22 protein-coding genes and 1 pseudogene are annotated in these 22,857 nt (G+C 71.5%); 17 read left to right on the top strand and 6 right to left on the bottom strand.

Translation table 11 applies throughout. The annotated features are described in order from the left end of the window. Nucleotides 1-42 precede the first annotated feature (42 nt). The 8 genes from ACIY1X_RS02050 to ACIY1X_RS02015 all read left to right on the top strand — a co-directional run bounded on the left by ACIY1X_RS02050 (nucleotide 43) and on the right by ACIY1X_RS02015 (nucleotide 8,549). The gene (locus ACIY1X_RS02050; RefSeq protein ID WP_399677619.1) at nucleotides 43-1,056 is read left to right on the top strand and encodes an ABC transporter substrate-binding protein; all 1,014 of its coding nucleotides are present in this window, start codon (nucleotides 43-45) and stop codon (nucleotides 1,054-1,056) included. Between the two features lie 17 nt (nucleotides 1,057-1,073). After that, nucleotides 1,074-2,645, top strand: coding sequence for a carboxylesterase family protein (locus ACIY1X_RS02045; protein WP_399677617.1), 1,572 nt, complete (start codon nucleotides 1,074-1,076; stop codon nucleotides 2,643-2,645). A gap of 41 nt (nucleotides 2,646-2,686) precedes the next feature. Continuing rightward, a complete protein-coding gene (locus ACIY1X_RS02040; RefSeq protein ID WP_038210432.1) occupies nucleotides 2,687-3,499 on the top strand; it encodes an ABC transporter ATP-binding protein in 813 nt (270 codons plus the stop codon). Nucleotides 3,500-3,571: 72 nt separating this feature from the next. Next, entirely contained in the window at nucleotides 3,572-4,342 is a 771-nt protein-coding gene (locus ACIY1X_RS02035) for an ABC transporter permease (RefSeq protein WP_084217149.1), read from the top strand. 14 nt (nucleotides 4,343-4,356) lie between these two features. Beyond that, nucleotides 4,357-5,775, top strand: coding sequence for an FAD-binding oxidoreductase (locus ACIY1X_RS02030; RefSeq protein WP_399677689.1), 1,419 nt, complete (start codon nucleotides 4,357-4,359; stop codon nucleotides 5,773-5,775). A gap of 36 nt (nucleotides 5,776-5,811) precedes the next feature. Continuing rightward, nucleotides 5,812-6,831 carry an ABC transporter substrate-binding protein gene (locus ACIY1X_RS02025; RefSeq protein ID WP_399677615.1) on the top strand — a complete coding sequence of 340 codons (1,020 nt, stop codon included), beginning with the start codon at nucleotides 5,812-5,814 and terminating at the stop codon, nucleotides 6,829-6,831. 27 nt (nucleotides 6,832-6,858) lie between these two features. Next, entirely contained in the window at nucleotides 6,859-7,824 is a 966-nt protein-coding gene (locus tag ACIY1X_RS02020; protein ID WP_399677613.1) for a PDR/VanB family oxidoreductase, read from the top strand. A gap of 14 nt (nucleotides 7,825-7,838) precedes the next feature. Further along, a complete protein-coding gene (locus ACIY1X_RS02015; RefSeq protein ID WP_399677611.1) occupies nucleotides 7,839-8,549 on the top strand; it encodes a TetR family transcriptional regulator C-terminal domain-containing protein in 711 nt (236 codons plus the stop codon). Nucleotides 8,550-8,552: 3 nt separating this feature from the next. Here ACIY1X_RS02015 and ACIY1X_RS02010 read toward each other — a convergent pair whose 3' ends face one another. Genes ACIY1X_RS02010 through ACIY1X_RS02000 form a run of 3 tightly spaced genes read right to left on the bottom strand, consistent with a single transcriptional unit; the run spans nucleotide 8,553 to nucleotide 11,019 of the window. Beyond that, entirely contained in the window at nucleotides 8,553-9,011 is a 459-nt protein-coding gene (locus tag ACIY1X_RS02010; RefSeq protein ID WP_399677609.1) for a RidA family protein, read from the bottom strand. Then, nucleotides 9,008-10,216: an amidohydrolase family protein gene (locus ACIY1X_RS02005; RefSeq protein WP_399677607.1), complete on the bottom strand. Its 1,209-nt coding sequence runs from the start codon at nucleotides 10,214-10,216 to the stop codon at nucleotides 9,008-9,010. The genes ACIY1X_RS02010 and ACIY1X_RS02005 overlap by 4 nt, the downstream gene beginning before the upstream one ends. Next, nucleotides 10,207-11,019, bottom strand: coding sequence for a creatininase family protein (locus ACIY1X_RS02000; RefSeq protein ID WP_399677605.1), 813 nt, complete (start codon nucleotides 11,017-11,019; stop codon nucleotides 10,207-10,209). Before ACIY1X_RS02000 ends, ACIY1X_RS02005 begins: the two co-directional genes overlap by 10 nt. Nucleotides 11,020-11,174: 155 nt before the next feature. On the opposite strand from ACIY1X_RS02000, the gene ACIY1X_RS01995 reads away from it, so the two are divergent. From ACIY1X_RS01995 to ACIY1X_RS01980, 4 genes are all read left to right on the top strand, one after another. After that, on the top strand, nucleotides 11,175-11,858 hold the full coding sequence (locus ACIY1X_RS01995) for a nitroreductase (protein WP_399677603.1): 684 nt from the start codon (nucleotides 11,175-11,177) through the stop codon (nucleotides 11,856-11,858). Between the two features lie 19 nt (nucleotides 11,859-11,877). Further along, nucleotides 11,878-12,267: a DUF488 domain-containing protein gene (locus ACIY1X_RS01990; RefSeq protein WP_399677601.1), complete on the top strand. Its 390-nt coding sequence runs from the start codon at nucleotides 11,878-11,880 to the stop codon at nucleotides 12,265-12,267. A 7-nt stretch (nucleotides 12,268-12,274) separates the two neighbouring features. Further along, nucleotides 12,275-13,168, top strand: a complete 894-nt coding sequence (locus ACIY1X_RS01985) for a CoA transferase (RefSeq protein WP_399677687.1) — start codon at nucleotides 12,275-12,277, stop codon at nucleotides 13,166-13,168. Between the two features lie 88 nt (nucleotides 13,169-13,256). After that, complete coding sequence (locus ACIY1X_RS01980) at nucleotides 13,257-13,781, top strand: universal stress protein (RefSeq protein WP_038210447.1); 525 nt, start codon at nucleotides 13,257-13,259, stop codon at nucleotides 13,779-13,781. A gap of 49 nt (nucleotides 13,782-13,830) precedes the next feature. Here the strand turns inward: ACIY1X_RS01980 and ACIY1X_RS01975 are convergent, their stop codons facing one another. Then, on the bottom strand, nucleotides 13,831-16,206 hold the full coding sequence (locus ACIY1X_RS01975) for a YgiQ family radical SAM protein (protein WP_399677599.1): 2,376 nt from the start codon (nucleotides 16,204-16,206) through the stop codon (nucleotides 13,831-13,833). Nucleotides 16,207-16,344: 138 nt separating this feature from the next. Here ACIY1X_RS01975 and ACIY1X_RS01970 point away from each other — a divergent pair, with 138 nt between their 5' ends. Next, a complete protein-coding gene (locus ACIY1X_RS01970; protein ID WP_399677597.1) occupies nucleotides 16,345-17,289 on the top strand; it encodes a GNAT family N-acetyltransferase in 945 nt (314 codons plus the stop codon). A gap of 102 nt (nucleotides 17,290-17,391) precedes the next feature. Further along, nucleotides 17,392-18,552: pseudogene (locus ACIY1X_RS01965) on the top strand (aromatic ring-hydroxylating dioxygenase subunit alpha). On the opposite strand, the gene ACIY1X_RS01960 reads toward ACIY1X_RS01965, so the two are convergent. Both ACIY1X_RS01960 and ACIY1X_RS01955 read right to left on the bottom strand, forming a co-directional pair. Next, nucleotides 18,536-19,180, bottom strand: coding sequence for a CHRD domain-containing protein (locus ACIY1X_RS01960; RefSeq protein ID WP_399677595.1), 645 nt, complete (start codon nucleotides 19,178-19,180; stop codon nucleotides 18,536-18,538). The pseudogene ACIY1X_RS01965 and the gene ACIY1X_RS01960 overlap by 17 nt on opposite strands. Nucleotides 19,181-19,230: 50 nt before the next feature. Then, entirely contained in the window at nucleotides 19,231-20,466 is a 1,236-nt protein-coding gene (locus ACIY1X_RS01955) for a DUF3734 domain-containing protein (protein WP_399677594.1), read from the bottom strand. A 148-nt stretch (nucleotides 20,467-20,614) separates the two neighbouring features. Between ACIY1X_RS01955 and ACIY1X_RS01950 the strand changes: the two genes are divergently transcribed. The 3 genes from ACIY1X_RS01950 to ACIY1X_RS01940 form a co-directional block, all read left to right on the top strand. Continuing rightward, nucleotides 20,615-21,064 carry a VOC family protein gene (locus ACIY1X_RS01950; RefSeq protein ID WP_399677592.1) on the top strand — a complete coding sequence of 150 codons (450 nt, stop codon included), beginning with the start codon at nucleotides 20,615-20,617 and terminating at the stop codon, nucleotides 21,062-21,064. Continuing rightward, nucleotides 21,061-22,500 carry a DHA2 family efflux MFS transporter permease subunit gene (locus ACIY1X_RS01945; protein ID WP_399677590.1) on the top strand — a complete coding sequence of 480 codons (1,440 nt, stop codon included), beginning with the start codon at nucleotides 21,061-21,063 and terminating at the stop codon, nucleotides 22,498-22,500. Before ACIY1X_RS01950 ends, ACIY1X_RS01945 begins: the two co-directional genes overlap by 4 nt. Nucleotides 22,501-22,522: 22 nt before the next feature. Then, a partial coding sequence (locus ACIY1X_RS01940) for a YcxB family protein (protein WP_399677588.1) occupies nucleotides 22,523-22,857 on the top strand: 335 nt, incomplete at its 3' end.

Here is a 22,857-nt window from a genome sequence, read left to right as displayed (position 1 = left end):
CTCTGGGCGCTCGTCCATGACGCCCGACAAGGAATGCCCACGATGAATCTGCCGCGCCTCTCCCGCAGCGTCCGGTCGTTCGCCGCCTGCGCGCTGGTCCTCGGCAGCGCGACCGCGGCGCTGGCACAGGACAAGGTGACCTTCGCCACCAACTGGCGCGCGCAGGCCACCCACGGCGGTTTCTTCCAGGCCGTGGCCGACGGCACCTACAGGAAGTACGGCCTGGAGGTGGAGATCCAGCAGGGCGGCCCGCAGGTCAACAACCGCGCCATGCTGCCGGCCGGGCGCATCGACTTCCTGATGACCGGCGGCCTGCTGACGGCGCTGGAGAACACGCGCAACAAGGTGCCCACGGTGATCGTGGCGGCCTACTTCCAGAAGGACCCCACCGCGCTGATCGCCCACAAGGGCGAGTACAAGAACTTTGCCGAGCTGAAGAACGCCAAGAGCGTCTTCATCGCCAAGAGCAACCAGTTCGGCTTCTGGCAGTGGCTCAAGGCCGAGCACGGCTTCAGCGACGAGCAGTTCAAGCCCTACACCTTCAACATCGGCCCCTTCATGGTCGACAAGAAGTCCGTGCAGCAGGCCTTCGCCACCTCCGAGGTGCTCTATGCGCGCGACCAGGGCACCGAGGTGGACGTGTTCCTCCTGGCCGACCAGGGCTACAACACCTACGGCAACCTGATCGAGACGCGTACCGAGCTGGTGAAGAACAAGCCCGACCTGGTGCAGCGCTTCGTGGACGCCTCCACCATCGGCTGGAACAATTTCCTCTACGGCGATCCGAAGCCCGGCCTCGATCTCATCAAGAAGTTCAACCCCGACGTCAACGACGCCAAGCTGGCCGCCGAACGCGAGCAGATGATCCGGCTGGACCTCGTCGACTCGGGCGACGCCAAGACCAAGGGCATCGGCGCGATCGACATGCCCCGCGTGCGCGACTTCGCGGCGCGCATGGTCAAGGCCGGCATCTACAAGCCCGGCGAGGTCGACGCCGACCTGGCGGTGACCGACCGCTTCGTCAACAAGGGCGTGGGCGTCAAGGCCGCCAAGTGATGCGCGGCGCGGCGGCCGTGCTCGCCCTCGCTTGGGGGCTCCTGCCGATCGGCGCTGCGGCCGTTTCGCCGGCACCCCAGGCGCCCATCGTCCGCACGGCGCTGGGCCCGGTGCAGGGCAACTGGATGGACGAAGGCCGCGTGGCGGCCTACCTGGGCATTCCTTTCGCGCAGCCGCCCGTCGCAGACCTGCGCTTCGAAAAGGCGCGCCCGGCCAGCCCCTGGGGGCCGCAGCCCCTGCAGGCCACGCGCTTCAAGCCCGCCTGCATGCAGCAGGGCCAGGTGCCGGCGGACGTCGGCATGTCCGAGGACTGCCTGTACCTGAACGTCTATGTGCCGCAGGCCGCATCCGATGCGGGCCCGCGGCCGGTGATGGTCTTCCTCCACGGCGGGCGCTACTGGACCGGCCGCGCTTCAGAGAACAAGGTCGAGAAGCTGGCGGCGCGCAGCGGCGCCGTCGTCGTGACGGTGGCCTACCGCCTCAACGCCTTCGGCTTCCTGGCGGACCCGGCCCGCGCCCGCGCCGGCGACGCCAACCTCGGCCTGCAGGACCAGCAGCTCGCGCTGCGCTGGCTGGCGCGCCATGTGCATGCGTTCGGCGGCGACCCGCGGCGCGTGATGCTCTTCGGCGAGAGCGCCGGCGCCGGCAGCGTGCTGGCGCAGTTGCTGGACCCTGCCGCCGAGGGGCTGTTCCAGCGCGCGGTGCTGCAATCCACCTGGCAGTGGCGGCTGCCCACGCTGGCGCAGGCCACCGCCGGCACCCACGCGCTGGCGCGGCGGCTGAACTGCGCGACGGACGATGCCGCCACGATGGTCGCGTGCCTGAAGCGCGTACCAGCGGAGAAGCTGCTTCCGCCCCTGGCCGACAGCCATGCCTTCCAGCCCACCGTCGACGGCGTGCGGCTGAAGGCGCAGCCGCTGGCCCTGCTGGAGGAAGGCCGCTTCCAGCGGCAGGTGCCCGTCCTCATCGGCCTGAATGCCGAGGAAGGCCACTTCATGGCCATGTCCCGCACGGGCTGGAAGCGGCCCGACCAGCCGGTGGACGACGCCGCCTACCTGAAGGCCGCACGCGATGCGCTCTCGCCCTTCTACCCGGCCGGCCAGGTGGAGGACATCCTCTCGTGGTACGCCCCGCAGCGCGCCACGCAGGGCAACTGGCACGCGCTGAGCCGGCTGCTGGGCGACTTCTACCTGAACTGCGGCAGCTACACGGCCGCCGCCGCACTGGCCCGGCACGGCCGGCGCCCGGCCTACGCCTACTGGTTCGCGCACGTGAGCCGGAACCATCCCAAGGCCTACCTGGGCGCGACGCACGGCGACGAACTGGACCTGCTCTTCGCCGCGCCGGTCTATCCACCCGGCTATCCGCTGGACCCGGACGACCGCGCTCTCTCGCATCGCATGATGCAGGCCTGGGGCGCCTTCGCCCGCAGCGGCGTGCCCGTCCAGGGCGAAGGCCGCGGCCCATGGCCGCCGCTCACCGCCTCGTCCCGCATCGCGCCCGTCTGGTCCGAGCCCGCCGCGGCGGCGCCGCACCGCTTCGAGGACGCATCGGGGCAGTGCGCGAAATGGCACGCCCTCCTGCGCTGAGATTCCCGATCCCCCGAACCCACACGGCCCAGCCCATCCCCATGCCAAGCCTCCAGCCGCCCTCCGCCGCCGCCTCGCCGCCGCCGCTGTTCAGCATGCGCGACGTCGGCAAGCGCTTCCCGAACGGCACCCTCGCCCTGCAGGGCATGTCGCTGGAATGCGGCGACCACGAGTTCATCAGCTTCCTCGGCCCCTCGGGCTGCGGCAAGAGCACCGCGCTGCGCCTGATCGCGGGCCTCACGCGCATCAGCGAAGGCGCCCTGGAATGGCCCGAGCGCCCGGCGCCGGCGGACGGCCAGCGCGAACTGGGCTTCGTGTTCCAGGAGCCCACGCTCATGCCCTGGGCCAAGGTCTTCGACAACGTCTGGCTGCCGCTCAAGCTGGCCGGCGTGAAGCGCGACGCGGCGGCGCCCGTGATCCGGCAGGTGCTGGAGATGGTGGGCCTGTCGCGCTTCGCCGACGTGTACCCGCGCGAGCTGTCGGGCGGCATGAAGATGCGCGTGTCCATCGCCCGCGCGCTGGTCACGCAGCCGCGCCTGCTGCTGATGGACGAGCCCTTTGCCGCGCTCGACGAGATGACGCGCATCAAGCTCAACAACGACCTGCTGGCCATCTGGCGCGAGCACCGCTTCTCGGTCGTCTTCGTCACGCACAGCGTCTACGAGTCGGTGTACCTGTCCAGCCGCATCGTCGTGATGGCCGCCCGGCCGGGCCGCGTGGTCGAGACCTTCGGCATCGAGGAGCCCTACCCGCGCGGCGAGGAGTTCCGCACCTCCAGCCGCTACAACCAGCACTGCATGGCGGTGCAGCGCTCGCTGCACGGCGCGCTGGGCGGCCAGGACATCGACCACTGAGAGAGCGAGGCGAACGTGAGCAAGCCCCACCTGGACGCACACCAGCGCAAGGCGCAGCGCCGCGAGGCCGTCATGCGCGTCGCGGTCCCGGCCGTCATCATCCTTGCCATCCTCGTCGGCTGGGAAATGATGGTGCGCGTCAACGAGATCCCGCACTACATCATTCCCGCGCCGTCGCTGATCTGGCGCACGCTGCTCGACAACTGGGCCACGCTGTGGCCGGCCCTGTGGTTCACCGTCAAGCTGACCCTGCTGGCGCTGCTGGCGGCCGTGGTCGGCGGCGTGCTGCTGGCCATCGCCTTCGCGCTGTTCCGCTGGGTGGAGATCGGCTTCTTCCCCATCGCCGTGGTGCTGCAGGTCACGCCGATCATCGCCATCGCGCCGCTGATCCTGATCTACGTGTCCAACACCACGGCGGCGCTGCTGCTGTGCGCCTGGATCGTGGCCTTCTTCCCCATCCTGTCGAACACGGTGATCGGGCTCAAGAGCGCCGACAGCAACCTGCGCGACCTGTTCCAGCTCTACAAGGCCACGCCCTGGCAGCGCTTCCGCTACCTGCTGGTGCCCAGCGCCCTGCCCTACTTCATGGCGGGCCTGAAGATCGCCGGCGGCCTGGCGCTGATCGGCGCGGTGGTGGCCGAGTTCACCGCCGGCACGGCGGGCCGCGAGACGGGCCTGGCCTCGCGCATCCTGGAGTCGAGCTTCCGCACCGAGATCCCGATGATGTTCGCCGCGCTGTTCCTGGTCTCCGCACTGGGCGTGGTGATCTTCCTGGTCTTCGCCGTCCTCTCGAAGATGGTGCTGGGGCACTGGCACGAGAGCGAGATGCGCAGGGAGCAATAGCCGAGATGACCGACATGCCGATCTCCATTCCCGCCGCGCCGCCCACCGGCCATGCGGGCTTCGCCTACGACCTGTCCCGCGTGGACTGGCAGCAGGTGCAGGCCGAACTGCAGGGCCTGGACGTGATCACGCGGCTGCCGCAGCGGCGGCAGCTCTCCAAGGACTTCTTCTGGTACAGCCCCGTGCTGGTCGACCTGCTCGCCGACTGCGTGGCCGACGTCGTGGTGCGCGTGGGCACCGAGGAGGACGTGCGCCAGGTGGCGCAGGTGGCCGCGCGCCACCGGGTGCCGCTGACGGTGCGCGCCGGCGGCACCGGCAACTACGGCCAGTGCGTGCCGCTCAACGGCGGCATCGTGATGGACGTGAGCGGCCTGGCGCGCGTGCTCGACATCCAGCCGGGCCGCGTGCGCGCCCAGGCCGGCGCACGCATGTACGACATCGAGATGGCGGCGCGCGAGACCGGCCAGGGCCTGCGCATGTGGCCCTCGACCTGGCACGTGGCCTCCATCGGCGGCTTCATCTCGGGCGGCTTCGGCGGCATCGGCTCGATGCGCAACGGCATCCTGCGCGACCCCGGCAACATGCTGCGCGCGCGCGTGATAACGGTCGAGCAGGAGCCGCGCATCATCGAACTGGCGGGCGACGAGATCCAGAAGGTGCAGCACGCCTTCGGCACCAACGGCGTGATCCTCGACGTGGAAGTGGCCCTGGACCCGCACGTGGAATGGCTGCACACGACGGTGCTGTTCCCGACCTACCGCGGCGCGCTGGACTTCGCCTGCGCCGCCAGCACGCCCGCGCTGGACCTGTTCCTGCTCTCCACCGTGGAGGCGCGCTTCTCGCCCTATTACACCAGCATGGGCGACAGGTTCCCTGCCGACCGGCACGCGGTCTTCACCATGGTCTCGCCCGACGCCATCGGCGAGGTGCGCGCGCTGGCGCAGCGCATGGGCGGCGAGATCTCGGTCTGCGGCACCGAGCAGGAGCTGCTCGACGCCGGCCTGCCGCCGGCCTACGAGTGCGCCTACAACCACACCACGCTGCAGGCGCTGAAGGTGGACCGGAGCTGGACCTACCTGCAGGTGGCCTACGCCCAGCCCTTCGACCCGGCCGTGGTGCAGCGGCACCTCGACGTCTTCGGCGACGACGTGCTGCAGCACCAGGACTTCGCGCGCGCCGGCGGCGAGTTCGGGACTTTTGGCATCATCCTGGTCCGCTGGAAGGGCATCGAGCACCAGTACGAAGTGATCCGCGAAATCGAATCGCAGGGCGGCTGCCAGATCTTCAATCCCCACGTGGTCACCATCGAGGAGGGCGGCATGAAGGCGATCGACGACCAGCAGATCGAATTCAAGAAGCACGGCGACCCGATGGGCCTGATGAATCCCGGCAAGACGCGCGGCTGGCGGCCGGAGATGGCCCGCCCGGCCTGAACCCAACACCTCATTCGTCAACCGGAGTAGCACAGCATGCGCAAGAAGCTCTTTCTCGGCCTCGGCCTCGGCCTCGGGATGTCCCTGCTCGCCCACCTCGCCGCGGCGCAGAACAAGGTCACCCTCGCCACCAACTGGCGGGCCCAGCCCGGGCACGGCGGCTTCTACCAGGCGCTGGCCGACGGCACCTACAAGAAGTTCGGCCTGGACGTGACCATCCAGCAGGGCGGGCCGCAGGTGAACAACCGGCCCATGCTGCCGGCCGGCCGCGTGGACTTCCTCATGTCCGGCAACATGCTGCTGCCCTTCGACAACCTGAAGGCCGGCGTGCCCACCGTGGTGGTGGCGGCCTACTTCCAGAAAGACCCGCAGATCCTCATCGCCCACCCGGGCCAGGGCTACGAGAAGTTCACCGACCTGACCAAAGCACCCACCATCCTCATGGCCAAGGACGGCCAGATCAGCTACTTCCAGTGGATGAAGAAGGCCTACGGCTTCCGCGACGAGCAGGTGCGGCCGTACAACTTCAGCCTGTCGCAGTTCCTGGCCGACAAGAAGGCGGTGCAGCAGGGCTACGCCACCTCCGAGCCCATCTCGGTGCAGGCGCAGGCCGGCTTCAAGCCGCTGGCCTTCTCGCTGGCAGACGCGGGCTGGTCCACCTACGGCATGGTCATCGAGACGCGCAAGGACCTGGTCGAGAAGAAGCCCGACCTGGTGAAGCGCTTCGTCGAGGCCAGCAACATCGGCTGGTACAACTACCTCTACGGCGACCGCACGGCGGCCGACAAGCTGATCCGCGAGTCCAACCCCGACATCACGCCCGAGTACACCGCCAAGTCCATCCCGATCCTGCGCGAGCACATCGACAGCGGCGACGCGCTCGCCAAGGGCATCGGCGCGATCGACCCGCAGCGCATCAAGGACTTCCACGCCAAGACCGTGGAGGCCGGCCTGTTCACCGCGGGCCAGATCAACCCCGAGGCCTCCTACACCACCCGGTTCGTCAACAAGGGCACCGGCCTGGACGTGCGCAGGCAGCTGACCGGCGGCAAGTGATGGAGAAGAACGAGAAGTGAGCCAAGCATGAGCCAGACGCGCATCCTCACCCTGCGGGTGGCGCGCATCACGCGCCAGACGCCCGAGATCCTCGGCTTCGAGCTGGCGCATCCGTGGGGCCGGGAACTCCCCGCCTACGAGGCCGGCGCCCACATCGACGTGCACATGCCCGGCGGCTTCTCGCGCCAGTACTCGCTGGCGCAGGCGCCGCACGTGGCGGACAACCGCTACCTGATCGGCGTCAAGCGCGAGCCGGCGGGCCGCGGCGGCTCGGCCTCCATGCACGAGCGCGTGCGCGAAGGCGACCTGCTGCCGGTCGGCGAGCCGCGCAACACCTTCGCCCTGGCGCCCGGCGCGGCGCACCACATGCTGCTGGCCGGCGGCATCGGCATGACGCCGCTGCTGGCGATGGCGCAGACGCTGGCCGCGCGCGGCGAGCGCTTCACGCTGTGCGTGTTCGCGCGCAGCCCCGAGCACCTGGCCTTCGCCGGTGCGCTGGGCGCCTCGTCGCTGGCGCCGCACGTGCGGCTGCACTTCGACGAGGGCGGCACGCCGGCGCAGAAGATCCGCCTGGCCGAGCTGCTGGCCGCACCCGCCGCCGGCTCGCACCTGTACATGTGCGGACCGGCGGGCTTCATGCAGGCGGTGCGCGGCGCGGCCGGCGAATGGCCCGAGGACAACATCCACGCCGAGTACTTCGCGGCGCCCGACGGCATGGTCGCCTCGACCGGCCGGCCCTTCACGCTGCGGCTGCTGCAACGGGGCATCAGCGTGCCGGTGGCGGCCGAGCAGACCGCCGTGGAGGCGCTGCACGACGTGGGCATCGACATCCCGGTCTCGTGCCAGCAGGGCCTGTGCGGCACCTGCGTGGTGCCGGCCGAGGGCGACGGCGCCGAGCACCGCGACTTCTGCCTCAGCGGCACCGAGCGCCGCCACAAGGTCGCGCTGTGCTGCTCGCGCGCCAGGGGCGACCAGTTGAGCCTGCACATCTGACGACAATGCCGCGGATGGCCAACGCGAAGCCGCACCGTCACTCGACCGAGGAACTGCACGCGCCTGCGCCGGGCAGCGAGGCGCTGCAGCAGCGCGGCCGCTCGCGCAAGTACGCGCAGGTGATGGCGCAGATCCACGCTGCCGCCATCGAGGTCTTCGCCAGCGAGGGCCCGGCGGGCGCGACGACGCAGGCCATCGCCGACCGCGCCGGCCTCTCGAAGGCGCAGCTGCACTACTACATCGAGACCAAGGACGCGCTGTACCGCGAGGTGATCCAGGACATCCTGGACGACTGGGTGGCGGTCTTCGGCTACGGCGACGAGGCGCTGGGCCCGCGCAAGGTGCTGGGCGACTACATCCGCCGCAAGATGGTGTTCTCCTTCGAGGAGCCGCTGCGCTCGCGCATCTTCACGGCCGAGATGATGCGCGGCGGCCCGGTGGCGCTGCCGCTCATGGGCGGCAGCGGCCGCCGCACGTGGCAGGCCGACTCCGTGATCCGCAACTGGATCCAGGCCGGCCTGATGGCGCCGGTGGACCCGCTGCTCTTCCTGTTCCACATCTGGGCGATCACGCAGTTCTACGCGGACCAGGCCGCCCAGGTGCACCTGTTCCTGCCTGGCGAGCTGGACAGCGCCGAGGGGCGCCAGCGCCTCATCGACGAGGCGACGCTGCACATCTTCCGCGCGGCGGGCATCGAGGCCGCGCCGCCCGGCGCGCCGGCCTGAGCCTCAGCGCCGCGGCAGGTACATGGTCGCCTCGACCTCGACCAGCACCTCGTCGCCCGGCAGGAAGCGCGACACCTCGACCACCGTGCTGACCGGCGGCTCGCCCGGATAGAAGAGGCCGCGCACGCGGTTGTAGGGCGCGTAGTCGCGCAGGTGGCGGAAGTACTGCACCAGCTTCACCACGTCGTCCATGGTCCCGCCGTGCTCCGCCGCGAGCTGGCGGATGCGCTCCAGCACGCACCAGCTTTGCGCCACGATGGCCGCCTCGAACACGTCCACCGACATCTGGCCCGTGACGTAGCCCAGGCCCTGCAGGGCCGTGCGCGCGTGCCCGGGCAACTCGTCGTAGTGCGTGACGGCGCGGCGCGTGGCCGGGTGGGTGGCGACCACACCGCTCATGAAGACGAAGTCGCCCACGCGCTTCGCGGCGGCGTACCTGGCCATGGGGGTTCCGGTGTTCATGCGGGCATCTCCAGAGGGCGCCCGGCGCGGATCACCCGCCGGGCGCGGCCGTGCGGGCCGATGAGTTCGTACTCGTTGCGCGCATCCAGCCACAGCAGGTCGGCGGGGCAGCCTTCGTGCAGGCGGCCGTCCCAGGCCAGGCCCAGGGCGCGCGCGGGGTTCACGGTGATGGTGTCGATCCAGTCCAGCGCGGGCGCCAGGTGCGCGGCCTGTACGCCCAGGCCGAAGGCGTCGAGCAGGTCATAGCCGCCGAAGGGGTAGAAGGCGTCCTGCACGTTGTCGGTGGCCAGGCTCGTGCCGACGCCGGCCGCGCGCGCCTCGCGCAGCCGGGTGATGCCGCGCGGCACGGGCGTGCGCTCCCAGGCGCCCTGGAGGTAGAGGTTGGTGCTGGGCAGCGCCACCAGGTGCAGGCCGGCGCGGGCGCACAGCGCCAGCGTGGCCTCGACCTCGTGGTCGGGCTGGACCGACAGCGAGCAGGCATGGCCGCAGACCACGCGGCCCTGCATGCCGTGCTCCAGCGTCATCTGCGCGATCAGGGCGAGGCCCTGCGCGTCGCGATCGAGGCCCTCGTCGACGTGGAAGTCGAGCGCCAGCCCGTGCTGCGCCGCCAGTGCGAACACGCGCCGCAGCCTGGCTGCCAGGTCGGCGTTGCGGTAGACGAAGGCGCCGAGCACGCCCCCGGCGCGCCGCACCTCGCGCGCGATCTGCGCGCCGGCCGCCTCGTCGGCATACACGTCCAGCGGCGTGAGCGCGACGAACTGCAGCTCGATGCGCCCGCGCCAGGCCTCGCGCAGCGCCTCCAGCACGGCCAGCGAGGCCGGCGGCGCGGCGCCGCCCCAGTCCAGGTGGGTGCGCAGCGCGCGGGTGCCGAAGGCCCACGCCTCCTGCAGCGCGCGCTCCATGCGCGGCCGCAGGGTGGCGCCGCTCCAGCTTGCGCGATGCGCCTCCATGCGCCGGATGGCGCTGAACAGGTCGCCCTGCGCGCCGCCGGTTTCCTCCACGGTGTAGTTCTTGTCGATGTGCGCATGCGCCTCGACGGGTGCGCTCAGGAGCAGGCCGCGCGCGGGCTGCGTGCTGGGGCGGATCGCGGCGATGCGGCCGTCGTGCAGCGCCACGTCGAAGACCTCGGCCCCGCCCGCGTCGAAGGCGCGCAGCGCGCGGGGGATGTGCAGGGCGCTCAGTTCCACGTGCGGGTTCAGCGCCACGCGGGCTCGTTGCCCAGCCGCGCGAGCGGAAAGCGGTCGACCTCCTGCAGCAGTTGCACGAAGCGCCGCCCCACGTGGTCGAGCACCGCCGCGCCCTTCTCCGCCGTGGCGCGCGAGGCATCGCCGGCCGCGCCCCAGGGGTTGATGTCGTGCATCTGCCAGCCGAGCTTGCCGCTGGGCGTGATCGAGAGGAAGCGGTTCTCCGCCGCGAGGTCCTGCGTCATCGAGTGGAAATTGCGCAATTGGTCGTGCCGCACGTCGTCGGGGGTGACGTGCATCATGATCGAGGACTCGAGATCGCCCGCGTGGATGCCGTGGCGGCCCTCCTCCTCGGTGAACATGCCCTGCGGCAGGCCCAGCGTGTACCAGTTGGCCGCCACCACCATCATGCCGTGCGCCTCGCGCAGGTCGCGCGCGACGATGTCCATCGGCGCCATCTGGCCGCCGTGGCTGTTGTAGAGCACCAGCTTGCGCACGCCGGCGCGGGCCACGCAGGCGCCGATCTCCATCCACAGCGCGATCAGCGTGCTGGCCGAGACCGTCAGCGTGCCCGGATAGCGCGAGTGCTCGTTGCTCTTGCCGTAGGGCACGGTGGGCAGGAAGAGCACGGGCAGCTCGCCGGGGAGATAGGGCAGGCAGGCCCGCACCATCGCGTCGATGGTGGCCGTGTCGGTGGACATGGGCAGGTGCGGCCCGTGCTGCTCGGTGGCTCCCACCGGCAGCACGGCGATGAGGCGCTCCCGATCGAGCCGCGAGAACTCCTCGCTCGTCAGGTCGGACCAGTAGCGTGTGCGCAGTTTCATGGGATCGGGTGTGTGGGGATGGGGAAGATCGAAATTTATCCAATCGGTCAAGAAAGAGGGAGCGGGACAACCCACACCCGAGCGGGGCCGGTGGGCTTTGGCGGCGCCTGCACGGGCACGGCCCCGCCCGCCGGCCGCCGCTACAGTGGCAGGCCATGACCGCCGCCGCATCCACCGTCCGCGAGGCCGTGCAAAGCCGCCTGTCGGTACGCGCCTTCCTGCCCGACCCGGTTCCGCCCGACATCATCCGCCAGGTGCTGGAGGACGCCGCCCGCGCCCCCAGCGGCGGCAACCTCCAGCCCTGGCACGTCGACGTGCTGGCCGGCGGCACGCTGGCGCGCTTCAAGGCGCTCATGCAGGCACGCCTGGCCCCCGATGCCGAGCCCGAGGCGCCGGCCTACGACGTGTACCCGCCGCACCTGCCCTCGCCCTGGCGCGAGCGGCGCTTCGGCGTCGGCGAGGACATGTACGCGCTCTTGGGCATCCCGCGCGAGGACAAGCCCGCCCGCCGGCGCTGGTTCGCCAACAACTTCGCCTTCTTCGGCGCGCCGCTGGCGCTCATGTGCTCGGTCGACCGGCGCATGGGGCCGCCGCAGTGGTCCGACCTGGGCATGTTCCTGCAGACCGTGATGCTGCTGCTGCGCGAACGCGGCCTGGACAGCTGCGCGCAGGAATGCTGGGCCTTCTACCCGCAGACGGTCGGCCGCTTCCTCGGCTGGCCCGACGAGCGCATGATCTTCTGCGGCATGGCCATCGGCCGGCGCGACCCGGAGCACCCCGTCAACCGGCTGCGCAGCGAGCGCGCCCCGCTGGACGAATGGCTGCGCTTTCACGACTGAGACCCGAGGAGACCGAGACATGAGCCTGCGCATCGTGCGCCTGGGCAGCCCGCGCGCCGAAGGCGAAGGGCTGCGCGTCGGCACCGTGCGGCGCCCGCCGCGCGGGGTGCCCAAGAGCGAGTTCGCCAGCGGCGACTGGTACGACGTGTGGTTTCCCGAGCTGGCGCCCTCCGCCGAGACGGTGAAGCAGGCGCAGGCCGCGCAGACGCCCGCCGAGTGGAAGGCCTTCCAGCGCCGCTACCGCAGCGAGATGAACGAAGCGCACGCCAGCCACAGCCTGGACCTGCTGGCGGCCCTGTCGCACCGCAGCGCGCTGTCGGTGGGCTGCTACTGCGAGAACGAGGCGCACTGCCACCGCTCCGTCCTGCGCGAGCTGCTGGCCGAGCGCGGCGCCGACATCGTGGATTGAGAAAGTGCTGCCGGTGACATCGACCCCCTCCCCCTCCCTCGCCCCGCTGGCCGGCGTGCGCGTGCTCAGCCTCGCGCTCAACCTCCCGGGCCCCGCCGCCCTGCTGCGCTGCCGCGCCATGGGCGCGCACTGCCTCAAGCTGGAGCCGCCCTCGGGCGACCCGATGCGCCTGTACCAGCCCCGCGCCTACGCCGACCTGCACCAGGGCATCGAGGTGCGCGAGGCCGACCTCAAGACCGCGCCCGCGCAGGCCGCCCTGCACGAGGAACTGACCCGCACCGACGTGCTGCTCACCTCCTTCCGCCCCTCCGCGCTGCGCAAGCTGGGCCTGGACTGGGAGGTCCTGCACGAACGCCACCCGCGGCTGGCGCAGGTCGCCATCGTCGGCGCGGCCGGCGCGCGCGCCGAGGAGCCCGGCCACGACCTCACCTACCTGGCCGACGCCGGGCTGGTGGCGGGCACCACGCTGCCGCCCACGCTGTTCGCCGACATGGCCGGCGCCCTGATGGCCGCCGAGGCGGTGCTGCAGGCCGTGCTGCACCTGCGCACCCACGGCGCCGGCACGTGCGTCGAGGTGGCCCTGCACGGCGCGGCCGAGTGGCTGGCGCTGCCGCGCACCTGGGGCCTGACCACGCCCGACGGCGCCGTGGGCGGCGCGCATGCCGGCTACCGCGTCTACCCCTGCGCCGACGGCCGCGTGGCGGTGGCCGCGCTAGAGCCGCACTTCGCCCGGCGCCTGGCCGAGGCGGCCGGCCTGGACACGGCCGACCTGGTCGCGCCCGCCGCGCACCGCGGCGTGGCCGCGTGGATCGCCGGCCGCACGCGGGCCGAACTCGACGCGCTCGCGACGGAGCGCGACATCCCGCTGCACACGCTCCCGCCCGAGCCGGCGCCGCAATGACCGCGACACGGGTTTTTGAGCCACATCAAACCACCAGCGTGCAATCGGCCCACACTCGGCAGCATCGAACCACCACAAGGAGCCTTCCATGTACCAACGCATCCTGGTCCCCATCGACGGCAGCGCCACCTCGCGCAAGGGCCTGGACGAAGCGGTCCGCCTGGCGAAGCTCACCGGCGGGCAGCTGCGCCTGATCCACGTCGTCGACGAGCTGTCGCTGGCGGCCGGCATGGGCGGCTACGCCGGCCCCATCGAGGGCTGGACCGAGCAGTTGCGCGACGCCGGCCAGAAGGTGCTGGACGAGGCCGCCGCCACCGCCAAGGCGGCCGGCGTCGCCTGCGACACCGCGCTGCACGACAACATCGGCGCCCCCGTCACCGACGTCGTGCTGCACGAGGCGCAGGCCTGGCCGGCCGAGCTGCTGGTGATCGGCACCCACGGCCGCCGCGGCGTGGGCCGCATGCTGCTGGGCAGCAGCGCCGAGACCATCGTGCGCGCCGCCACCGTGCCGGTGCTGCTGATCCGCGCGCCGGAAGAGGCGGCCGCGCCCGAGCAGGAGGAAAGGCGCACGATCCGCGTGAGCCTGCCCACCGCAGCGCTGAAGATCGAATAGGCACTGCCGCCGCGCCTTCGGGCGCCGCCGGCCATGCCGGCGGTCGGCCTCAGGGCTTCCTGCGCGGCTTGCCCTGCCCGCCCGTCTGCCGCGGCGGCAGGCCGGTGTGCTGCGTGAGCAGCGTGCCCTTGCGCGGCGCCGGCGTGGAGTTCTTGCGGCGCGCGCTCTGGTAGCCGCCGTCCGTGGCCGGCTGGAAGCTCGGGATCAGGTGCTGCTTGCCGTTGCCGATCAGGTCGGCCCGGCCCATGCTTTTCAGCGCCTCGCGCAGCAGCGGCCAGTTGTTCGGGTCGTGATAGCGCAGGAAGGCCTTGTGCAGGCGGCGGCGCTTCTCGCCGCGCACCACGTCCACCGACTCCTCCTCCACGTCGCGCATCTCGCGCCGCACCTTGGTCAGCGTGTTGCGGCCGGAGTGGTACATCGCCGTGGCGGTGGCCATCGGGCTCGGGTAGAAGGTCTGCACCTGGTCGGCGCGGAAGCCGTTGCGCTTGAGCCAGACCGCCAGGTTCATCATGTCCTCGTCGCGCGTGCCCGGGTGCGCGGCGATGAAGTACGGGATCAGGTACTGCTTCTTGCCCACCTCGGCGCTCGCCTGCTCGAACATGCGCTTGAAGCGGTCGTAGCTGCCGATGCCCGGCTTCATCATCTTCGACAGCGGACCCTGCTCGGTGTGCTCCGGCGCGATCTTGAGGTAGCCGCCCACGTGGTGCTGCACCAGCTCCTTCACGTACTCGGGCGACTTCACCGCCAGGTCGTAGCGCAGGCCCGAGCCGATGAGGATCTTCTTGATGCCCTTCAGGCCCCGCGCGCGGCGGTAGATCCTGATGAGCGGACCGTGGTCGGTGTGCAGGTTCTGGCAGATGCCGGGGTACACGCAGCTAGGCTTGCGGCAGGCGGCCTCGATCTCGGGCGACTTGCAGCCCAGGCGGTACATGTTGGCCGTCGGGCCGCCCAGGTCGGAGACGATGCCGGTGAAGCCTTCGACCTTGTCGCGGATCTCCTCGACCTCGCGGATGATCGAGTCCTCGCTGCGGCTCTGGATGATGCGGCCTTCGTGCTCGGTGATGGAGCAGAAGGTGCAGCCGCCGAAGCAGCCGCGCATGATGTTCACGCTGAAGCGGATCATCTCCCAGGCAGGGATCTTCGTCGCGCCGTCGTGGCGGCCGTGCTCGTCGGCATAGCGCGGATGCGGGCTGCGCGCATACGGCAGGTCGAACACGTGGTCCATCTCGGCGGTGGTGAGCGGGATCGGCGGCGGGTTGATCCACACGTCGCGCGCCGTGGCGCCTTCGCCGTGCGCCTGTACCAGCGCGCGGGCGTTGCCGGGGTTGGTCTCCAGGTGCAGCACACGGTTGGCGTGGGCGTAGAGCACCGGGTCGGCTCTCACCTGCTCGTAGCTGGGCAGGCGGATCACGGTGCGGTCGCGCGGCGGGGCCTTGAGGCGAACTGCCGGATTGGCGACGAAATGGATGGGTTGCTCACCCACACCCGTTCTCGCTGAGCCTGTCGAAGCGCCGCTCCGGGCTTCGACAGGCTCAGCCTGAACGGTATGTCGGGCATTGGCCGCGTCGGCGGCAGCCTGCGCCTCGTCCTCGCGCGCGCAGCTCTGGCCCTGCGCCTTCGCCTGCTCCGACACCATCAGGTAGGGGTTGACGTGCGCGTCCACGCGGCCGGGCTGGTCCACCTCGGTGGAGTCGATCTCGAACCAGCCTCGGGCCGACTCGTCGCCCTGGCGGCGCACGAAGGCGGTGCCGCGCACGTCGGTGATGCGGTGCACCGGCTCCCTGGCGGCGATGCGGTGCGCCACCTCGACGATGGCGCGCTCGGCGTTGCCGTACAGCAGCAGGTCGCACTTGCTGTCGAGCACGATGGAGCGGCGCACCTTGTCGCTCCAGTAGTCGTAGTGGGCGATGCGGCGCAGGCTGCCCTCGATGCCGCCGAGCACGATGGGCACCTCGGGAAAGGCCTCGCGGCAGCGCTGGCTGTAGACGATGGCGGCGCGGTCGGGCCGGGCGCCGCCGGCGTCGCCGGGCGTGTAGGCGTCGTCGCTGCGGATCTTCCGGTCGGCGGTGTACCGGTTGATCATCGAATCCATGTTGCCGGCCGTCACGCCCCAGAACAGGTTGGGCCGGCCCAGCGCCTTGAAGGGCTCGGCGCTGGTCCAGTCGGGCTGCGCGATGATGCCCACGCGAAAGCCCTGCGCCTCCAGCACGCGGCCGATCACGGCCATGCCGAAGCTGGGGTGGTCGACGTAGGCGTCGCCGCTGATGATGACGATGTCGCAGCTGTCCCAGCCGAGCTGCGCCATCTCCTCGCGCGAGGTCGGCAGGAACTTCGCCGTACCGAAGCGATGCGCCCAGTACCTGCGGTAGCTGGTGATCGGCTTGGCGGCGCGCGCGAAGAAGGAGACGTCGACGGGGGCGTTCATGCGGGGCGTGTGGGGCAGCCCGGCGTCCGGCGCAGGCAACGGGCGATTGTAGAAGTCCGGCGCCTTCCTGTCGCCCGCGCGGGGCATTCCCCACACGGGCCGGCACAGCTATATACTTGCTTTTGTCAATTTATTTAGATGACTATGGCAAGCGAAATCGATGCCACGCAAGTCAAGGCGCTGCGCCGCTTCAACCGCTTCTTCACCCGCCGCATCGGCGTGCTGGACCCGTACCTGGCCAGCGATCTCTCGCTGACCGACGTGCGGGTGCTGTACGAGCTGGCCCACCGCGAGGGCCTGACGGCGACCGTGCTGCAGCGCGAGCTGGGGCTGGACGGCGGCTACCTCAGCCGCGTCCTCAAGCGCTTCGAGGCGGCCGGCTGGCTGCTGCGCACGCCCAGTCCGAAGGACGCGCGGCAGAGCCTGCTGGCGCTGACGGAAGCCGGCCACGCCGCCTTCGCGCCGCTGCAGCAGAAGTCCCGCGACGCGGCGGCCGCGCTGCTGGCCGGCCTGGCCCCCGGCCAGCGCCAGGAACTGGTGGCGTCGATGGAGCGCATCGAATCGCTGCTCGGCGCCGAGGGCGCGCCCGCCCCCATCCCGACGCGCACCGTGGTCCTGCGCGACCCGGTGCCGGGCGACATCGGCTGGGTCGTGCAGTTGCACGGCGAGCTGTACTGGCGCGAGTACGGCTGGAACACGGAATTCGAGGCGCTGGTGGCCGACATCGCCGCGCAGTTCGTGCGCAAGTTCCAGCCGCAGTGGGAGAAGTGCTGGATCGCCGAGCTGGACGGCCGGCGGGTGGGCGCGATCTTCGTGGTGCGCAAGTCCGCCACGGTGGCGCAGCTGCGCATGCTGATCCTCTCGCCCGAGGCGCGCGGCCTGGGCCTGGGCGCGCGGCTGACGGACGAGGCCATCGCCTTCGCCCGCGGCAAGGGCTACCGCCGGATGGTGCTGTGGACCAACAGCAACCTCACCGCCGCACGGGCGATCTACGCGCGGCGCGGCTTCGTGCTCGACAAGTCGGAGCCCTACGAGGGCTACGGGCAGAAGCTGGTCGGCGAGACCTGGTCGCTGCGGCTGTAGCGGCGGGGCTCGGTGTCTTCCCGGCTTGCCCGCCGTGCACGCCGGCGCCTAAGGTCGGCCGATGCACTGCCCTTCCCCTGCCGGCCGCCGCAGGCCCTGACGATGGACGCGGCGACCGCCTCCGCCATCCTGGCGCGCGCATTGCGCTCGCTCGCCGCCGGCCAGCCCGAGATGGCCGCACACGACGCCGAGATCCCCGTGCGCCACTACCTGGACGCGGACCGCTTCGCCCGCGAGATGAAGACGCTGCGCCGCCATCCGGTGCCGATCGCCGCAACCGCGGACCTGGCGCAGGCCGGCGACCACGTGGCGGCGCACCGCCTGGGCGTCCCCCTGCTCGCGGTGCGCAGCGACGACGGCGTGCTGCGCGCCTTCCTGAACGTGTGCCGCCACCGCGGCGCGCAGGTCGTGCCGGACGGCCAGGGCCGCGGCGCGAGGCGCTTCGCCTGCCCCTATCACGCCTGGACCTACGGCAGCGACGGCACGCTGCGCGGCCTGCCGCAGCGCGACGGCTTTCCCGGCCTGGACATGAGCGCCGCCGGCCTGCGCCCGCTGGCCGTGGCCGAGGCGGCCGGCGTCGTGTGGGTGCTGCCCGACCCGGACTGCGCCGGCCACGACCTGCACGCGCAGTTCGGCCCGCTGGCCGCCGAACTGGACGCGATGGGCTTCGGCACGCACGTGCCCTTCGCGCCGCGGCGGCTCGAACTGCGCTGCAACTGGAAGCTGCTGGTCGACGGCGCCTTCGAGGCCTACCACTTCAAGACCGCGCACCGCGACACCATCGCCTCGATGTTCGCGGACAACCAGCAGGTGATCGACGAGTTCGGCCCGAACCGGCGCCTGTACCTGGTCAAGGCCGGCCTGGACACACGCACCGCGCCGGCGCCGGCGGACTTCCGGCCGCGCGAGCACGGCAACCTCATCTACTTCTTCTTTCCCGGCACGGCGATCCTGGTGCAGGGCGGCCATGCCTAATTGAGCCACTGGGAGCCGCTCGCACCCGACCGCACCGCGGTGCACGAGCTGACGCTGCTGCCCGAGGCGCCGGCCGGCGACAAGGCGCTGCGCCACTGGGAGCGCAATGTCGCGCTGTACCGGCGCACGCTGGCCGAGGACTACGCGCTCGCGGAATCGATCCAGGCCGGCCTGGCCAGCGGCGCCAACGAGGCGCTGCGCTTCGGCCGCTTCGAGTTCGCCGCGCCGCGCTTCCATGCGCAGCTGGAAGCGGCGTGCGCCGCCGGCGCGCCTAGCGGCGCTCGATGAGCTGGCCGCGCAGTTCCCCGCCCGGGTTCTGCGCCGTGTGCAGGTTCAGGTACCAGCGCCCCGCCAGCAGGTCGCCGGCCTGCACGGGCGTGAGCTGGATGCGGCCTTCGTAGGGGTTGGGGAACGGGGGGTTGAGCGTGATCACCGGCGCCGCGTTGGCGCCCACGTCCGCCGGACCGTGGAAGTGCGCCGCGGTGATCGGCCCGCTGAGATTGGAATAGCCGATGCGGAAGCGGAACAGGCCGGTGTCGCGGTCCAGCACGGCGTCAACCGTGCCGGTGCCCATGCTGTAGACCGGCGGCACCTCGTTGCGACCGTCCAGGCGGGTGCTGAAGGCGGCCAGCTGCGGCTCGCGCACCGGCGCGGGCGCCGTCGTCACCGGCGGGGGCGGCGGCACCGGCGTGGCCTGCACCGGCGGCGGCACGGCCGGGATGGTCTGCACCGGCGGCGGCGCCGGGTACGGCGCCTGCGGAGACGGCGGGTAGGGCTGCCGCGCGGAGGGCGGCTCGTCCAGCGAGACCGAGGTACAGCCGGCCAGCACCATCGCCGCCAGGGCGGCAAGGCCCGCGCCGCGGCGGGCGGCAGGCGACACGAACGACGAACGGAGGGAGGACGGTTGGGCGCTCATGGCCGCAACCTTATCACCGCCGCGCCCCGCATCGTCCACCCGAAGCAGCTTCAGCCCGGCGTGCCGGGGTGGCGCACCCGCGCCGCGCCCGGCTCGGCCAGGTCGTAGGTGGTCACGCCGCCGGCCTGCGCGTGGGGCCGCAGCCATTCGGGATGGTCCAGCGTGCGGCACATGTCGTGCATGCCGGCCTGCCAGTGGTCCTCCACCGTGATGCGGGAGAACTCGTAGTCCTTGGACTCCAGCTCGTAGGGCTTGTGGCGATAGATCAGGTGCACGATGTCGATCGGCTCGCTGCGCAGGTGCCCGCACAGGGCGGCGACCTCGGGTTCGTCGCGCAGGTGCGGCGGCAGGCGGTCCAGCAGCGCGGCCAGCGCCTGCTGAAGGTTCACGTTGGCCGCCAGCGCGTCGGTGTTCATGCGGGTGCGGCTGGAGTACTGGATGTCCTTCTGCCGCATCGCCACGTCGCCCAGCGTGCGCGGCAGGGTGCCGCGGGCGCTGAACAGGTCCACCTGCAGCACCAGCAGGCGCCGCGTGCGCAGGTGCTCGTCCAGCACGTACTGCAGCGGCGTGTTGGAGACGAGGCCGCCGTCCCAGTAGTCCTCGCCGTCGATGTGCACCGGCGGAAAGCCCGGCGGCAGCGCGCCGCTGGCCATGATGTGCTCGGGCCGGATCGCCACGCTGCCGTTGTCGAAGTACACCGAGTTGCCGGTGCGCACGTTCACCGCGCCGACCGAGAAGCGCATGCCGCGCTGATGGTTGATGCGGTCGAAGTCCACCAGCCGCTCCAGCGTGGCCTTCAGCGGCGCGGTGTCGTAGTAGCTGAGCACCGGCGCCGCCGGGCCCAGGAACAGGGCCGGCGTCATGCGCGGCTCGAAGAAGCCGGGGATGCCGGCCACCATCGCCGAGGCGGCGCTGAACTGGTTCAGCCAGGTGCGCTCGCCGGCCCAGCCCGGCAGCATCTGGCCGGCCCCGGAAGACACAAGGCGCCAGAACTCGCGCAGCCGCTCGACGCGCCGCGCCGGCGGGTTGCCGGCGATCAGCGCGGCGTTGATGGCACCGATGGAGACGCCGGCGACCCAGTCCAGGTCCTTGTGCTGCTCGAACAGCGCCTCGTACACCCCCGCCTGGTAGGCGCCGAGCGCGCCGCCACCCTGCAGCACCAGCGCCTTGGCGGCGGAGGCCGTCGCATCCGCCGGCGAGGCGGCCGCAAGCTGCGGCCGGGAGGCCAGGGAAGACGAGGAGGCACGCGCCGGCGGGCGCGGGGAGGTTCTGCGGGTCGAGCTCATGCGCCCATTGGACACGGCCGGCCGGAAGGATTCCAATGTGGACAGCGTCCAGCGATCCTGCTATTGTTTGTGGACGGCGTACACAACATGCGATCGCGCAGTGCCGCTGCCGCCTCCCTCTTCCCCCTTTTCCAACCCAGGAGCACCTATGCAGATCCAGCCCTATCTCTTCTTCGAAGGCCGCACGGAAGAGGCCATCGAGTTCTACAAGAAGGCCCTCGGCGCGCAGGTCGAGATGCTGATGCGCTTCAAGGACGCGCCACCCGACCCGGAGGGCGCGAACACCGACGCCGGCGGCTGCGCCCCGGCGCCCGCCGACATGGACAAGGTGATGCACGCCAGCTTCCTCGTGGGCGGCCAGCGCATCATGGCCTCCGACGGCATGAACTCCGGCAAGGCCGAGTTCAAGGGCATGGCGCTGTCGCTCTCGTATCCGACCGATGCCGAGACGAAGCGCGCCTTCGACGCGCTGGCCGACGGCGGCCAGGTGCAGCAGCCGCTGGTCAAGACCTTCTTCTCCTCGGCCTTCGGCATGGTGGCCGACCGGTTCGGCATGAACTGGATGGTGATCACCGACACGGGCAACCCGCCGGCATGACGGCCGCCGCCACCGACGCGCGCCGCCGCTGGCTGGCGCTGGTCGTGCTGTGCCTGGGCGAGCTGATGATCGTGCTCGACACGACGATCGTGAACGTCGCCCTGCCCTCCATCCGCACCGACCTGGGCTTTTCCGAGACAGCGCTGGTGTGGGTGGTCAACGCCTACATGCTGACCTTCGGCGGCTTCCTGCTGCTGGGCGGGCGGCTGGGCGACCTGTACGGGCACCGGCGCCTGTTCCTCGCCGGGCTGGTGCTGTTCACCGCGGCCTCGCTGGCCTGCGGCGTGGCGGCCTCACAGGCGGTGCTGGTGGCCGCGCGCGCCGTGCAGGGCCTGGGCGGCGCGGTGGTCTCGGCGGTCGCGCTCTCGCTGATCATGAACCTCTTCACCGAGCCGGGCGAGCGCGCCAGGGCGATGGGCGTGTACGGCTTCGTCTGCGCCGGCGGCGGCAGCGTGGGCGTGCTGCTGGGCGGCCTGCTCACCAGCCAGCTGAGCTGGCACTGGGTCTTCCTGGTCAACCTGCCGATCGGCCTGGCGGTGTACGCCTTCGGCGCGGCACTGCTGCCGGCCTCGCGCGCGGCCGCGGCCGACGCGCGGCTGGACGTGGCGGGTGCCGTCACCGTCACCCTGTCGCTGATGCTGGCGGTGTACGCCGTGGTGGGCGGCAACGAGGCCGGCTGGACCTCGCCGCGCACGCTCGCGCTGCTGGGTGCGGCGGCGGTGCTGATGCTTCTCTTCATCGCCATCGAATCGCGCGTGGCGCATCCGCTGGTGCCGCTCGCGCTGTTCAGGCTGCGCAACGTGGCGGTGTCCAACGTCACGGGCGTGCTGTGGTCCGCCGGCATGTTCGCCTGGTTCTTCCTCTCGGCGCTGTACATGCAGCTCGTGCTGGGCTACACGCCGATGCAGGTGGGCCTGGGCTTCCTGCCGGCCAACATCATCATGGCGGCGCTGTCGCTGGGGGTCTCGGCCAGGCTGGTGATGCGCTTCGGCGTCCGCCGGCCGCTGGCGGCCGGGCTGGCGCTGGCCGTGGCGGGCCTGGCGCTGTTCGCGCGCGCGCCGGCCGGCGGCAGCTTCGTGCTGGACGTGCTGCCCGGCATGCTGCTGCTGGGCGTCGGCGCGGGCATCGCCTTCAACCCGATGCTGCTGGCGGCGATGAGCGACGTGGCACCGTCCGATGCGGGGCTGGCCTCGGGCGTGGTCAACACCTCGTTCATGCTGGGCGGCGCGCTGGGGCTCGCGGTGCTGGCGAGCCTGGCCTCGGCGCGCACGGCGGCGCTGGGCGCGGCGGGCGCCGATCCGGTGCAGGCGCTCAACGGCGGCTACCAGTGGGCCTTCCTCGTCGGCGCAGTGTTCACGGCCGTCGCCGCGCTGCTGAGCGGTATGCTGCTGCGCACCCGGCTGCAGCCCGGCGCGCAGGCGCTGGCGGCCCACTGAACCAGCCCCCTCCTCCCGCCGCATGTCCCACAGCTTCCTGATCACCGAAGACGACTACCTGGCCGCCATGCAACTGCACGCCCGCCCGCGCGGCTGGCAGTGGGCCTTCATCGCGGCATTGGCCCTGCTGTGCGTCCTTGCCCTGCTGTTCATGCGCTCGCCCTGGCGCGAGGCCGGCCTGGGCGGGCTGATCGGCCTGGCCGCGATGATGCTGCTGACGCGCTTCGTGATCGGCCCGCTGGTGTGGCGGCGCCACTACCGCCGCTATCCGGCCATCCGGCAGCCCATGGAGATCGAACTGCTCGACACCGGCCTGCGCCTGCAGTCGCCCAGCGGCGAGAGCCGGCTCGCGTGGGA

Source organism: Xenophilus sp. (genome assembly GCF_044462705.1).
GTDB classification, from domain to species: Bacteria; Pseudomonadota; Gammaproteobacteria; order Burkholderiales; family Burkholderiaceae_C; genus Xenophilus; species Xenophilus azovorans.
The sequence above is the reverse complement of the archived record's forward strand: the minus strand, read 5'-3'. Positions and strand labels throughout refer to the sequence as shown.

Coding starts and splice junctions, on each gene's coding strand:
- ACIY1X_RS02050 (WP_399677619.1), top strand. CDS start 43: ATGAATCTGCCGCGCCTCTCCCGCAGCGTCCGGTCGTTCGCCGCCTGC.
- ACIY1X_RS02040 (WP_038210432.1), top strand. CDS start 2,687: ATGCCAAGCCTCCAGCCGCCCTCCGCCGCCGCCTCGCCGCCGCCGCTG.
- ACIY1X_RS02035 (WP_084217149.1), top strand. CDS start 3,572: ATGCGCGTCGCGGTCCCGGCCGTCATCATCCTTGCCATCCTCGTCGGC.
- ACIY1X_RS02030 (WP_399677689.1), top strand. CDS start 4,357: ATGCCGATCTCCATTCCCGCCGCGCCGCCCACCGGCCATGCGGGCTTC.
- ACIY1X_RS02025 (WP_399677615.1), top strand. CDS start 5,812: ATGCGCAAGAAGCTCTTTCTCGGCCTCGGCCTCGGCCTCGGGATGTCC.
- ACIY1X_RS02020 (WP_399677613.1), top strand. CDS start 6,859: ATGAGCCAGACGCGCATCCTCACCCTGCGGGTGGCGCGCATCACGCGC.
- ACIY1X_RS02015 (WP_399677611.1), top strand. CDS start 7,839: ATGGCCAACGCGAAGCCGCACCGTCACTCGACCGAGGAACTGCACGCG.
- ACIY1X_RS02010 (WP_399677609.1), bottom strand. CDS start 9,011: ATGAACACCGGAACCCCCATGGCCAGGTACGCCGCCGCGAAGCGCGTG.
- ACIY1X_RS02000 (WP_399677605.1), bottom strand. CDS start 11,019: ATGAAACTGCGCACACGCTACTGGTCCGACCTGACGAGCGAGGAGTTC.
- ACIY1X_RS01995 (WP_399677603.1), top strand. CDS start 11,175: ATGACCGCCGCCGCATCCACCGTCCGCGAGGCCGTGCAAAGCCGCCTG.
- ACIY1X_RS01990 (WP_399677601.1), top strand. CDS start 11,878: ATGAGCCTGCGCATCGTGCGCCTGGGCAGCCCGCGCGCCGAAGGCGAA.
- ACIY1X_RS01980 (WP_038210447.1), top strand. CDS start 13,257: ATGTACCAACGCATCCTGGTCCCCATCGACGGCAGCGCCACCTCGCGC.
- ACIY1X_RS01975 (WP_399677599.1), bottom strand. CDS start 16,206: ATGAACGCCCCCGTCGACGTCTCCTTCTTCGCGCGCGCCGCCAAGCCG.
- ACIY1X_RS01970 (WP_399677597.1), top strand. CDS start 16,345: ATGACTATGGCAAGCGAAATCGATGCCACGCAAGTCAAGGCGCTGCGC.
- ACIY1X_RS01960 (WP_399677595.1), bottom strand. CDS start 19,180: ATGAGCGCCCAACCGTCCTCCCTCCGTTCGTCGTTCGTGTCGCCTGCC.
- ACIY1X_RS01955 (WP_399677594.1), bottom strand. CDS start 20,466: ATGAGCTCGACCCGCAGAACCTCCCCGCGCCCGCCGGCGCGTGCCTCC.
- ACIY1X_RS01950 (WP_399677592.1), top strand. CDS start 20,615: ATGCAGATCCAGCCCTATCTCTTCTTCGAAGGCCGCACGGAAGAGGCC.
- ACIY1X_RS01945 (WP_399677590.1), top strand. CDS start 21,061: ATGACGGCCGCCGCCACCGACGCGCGCCGCCGCTGGCTGGCGCTGGTC.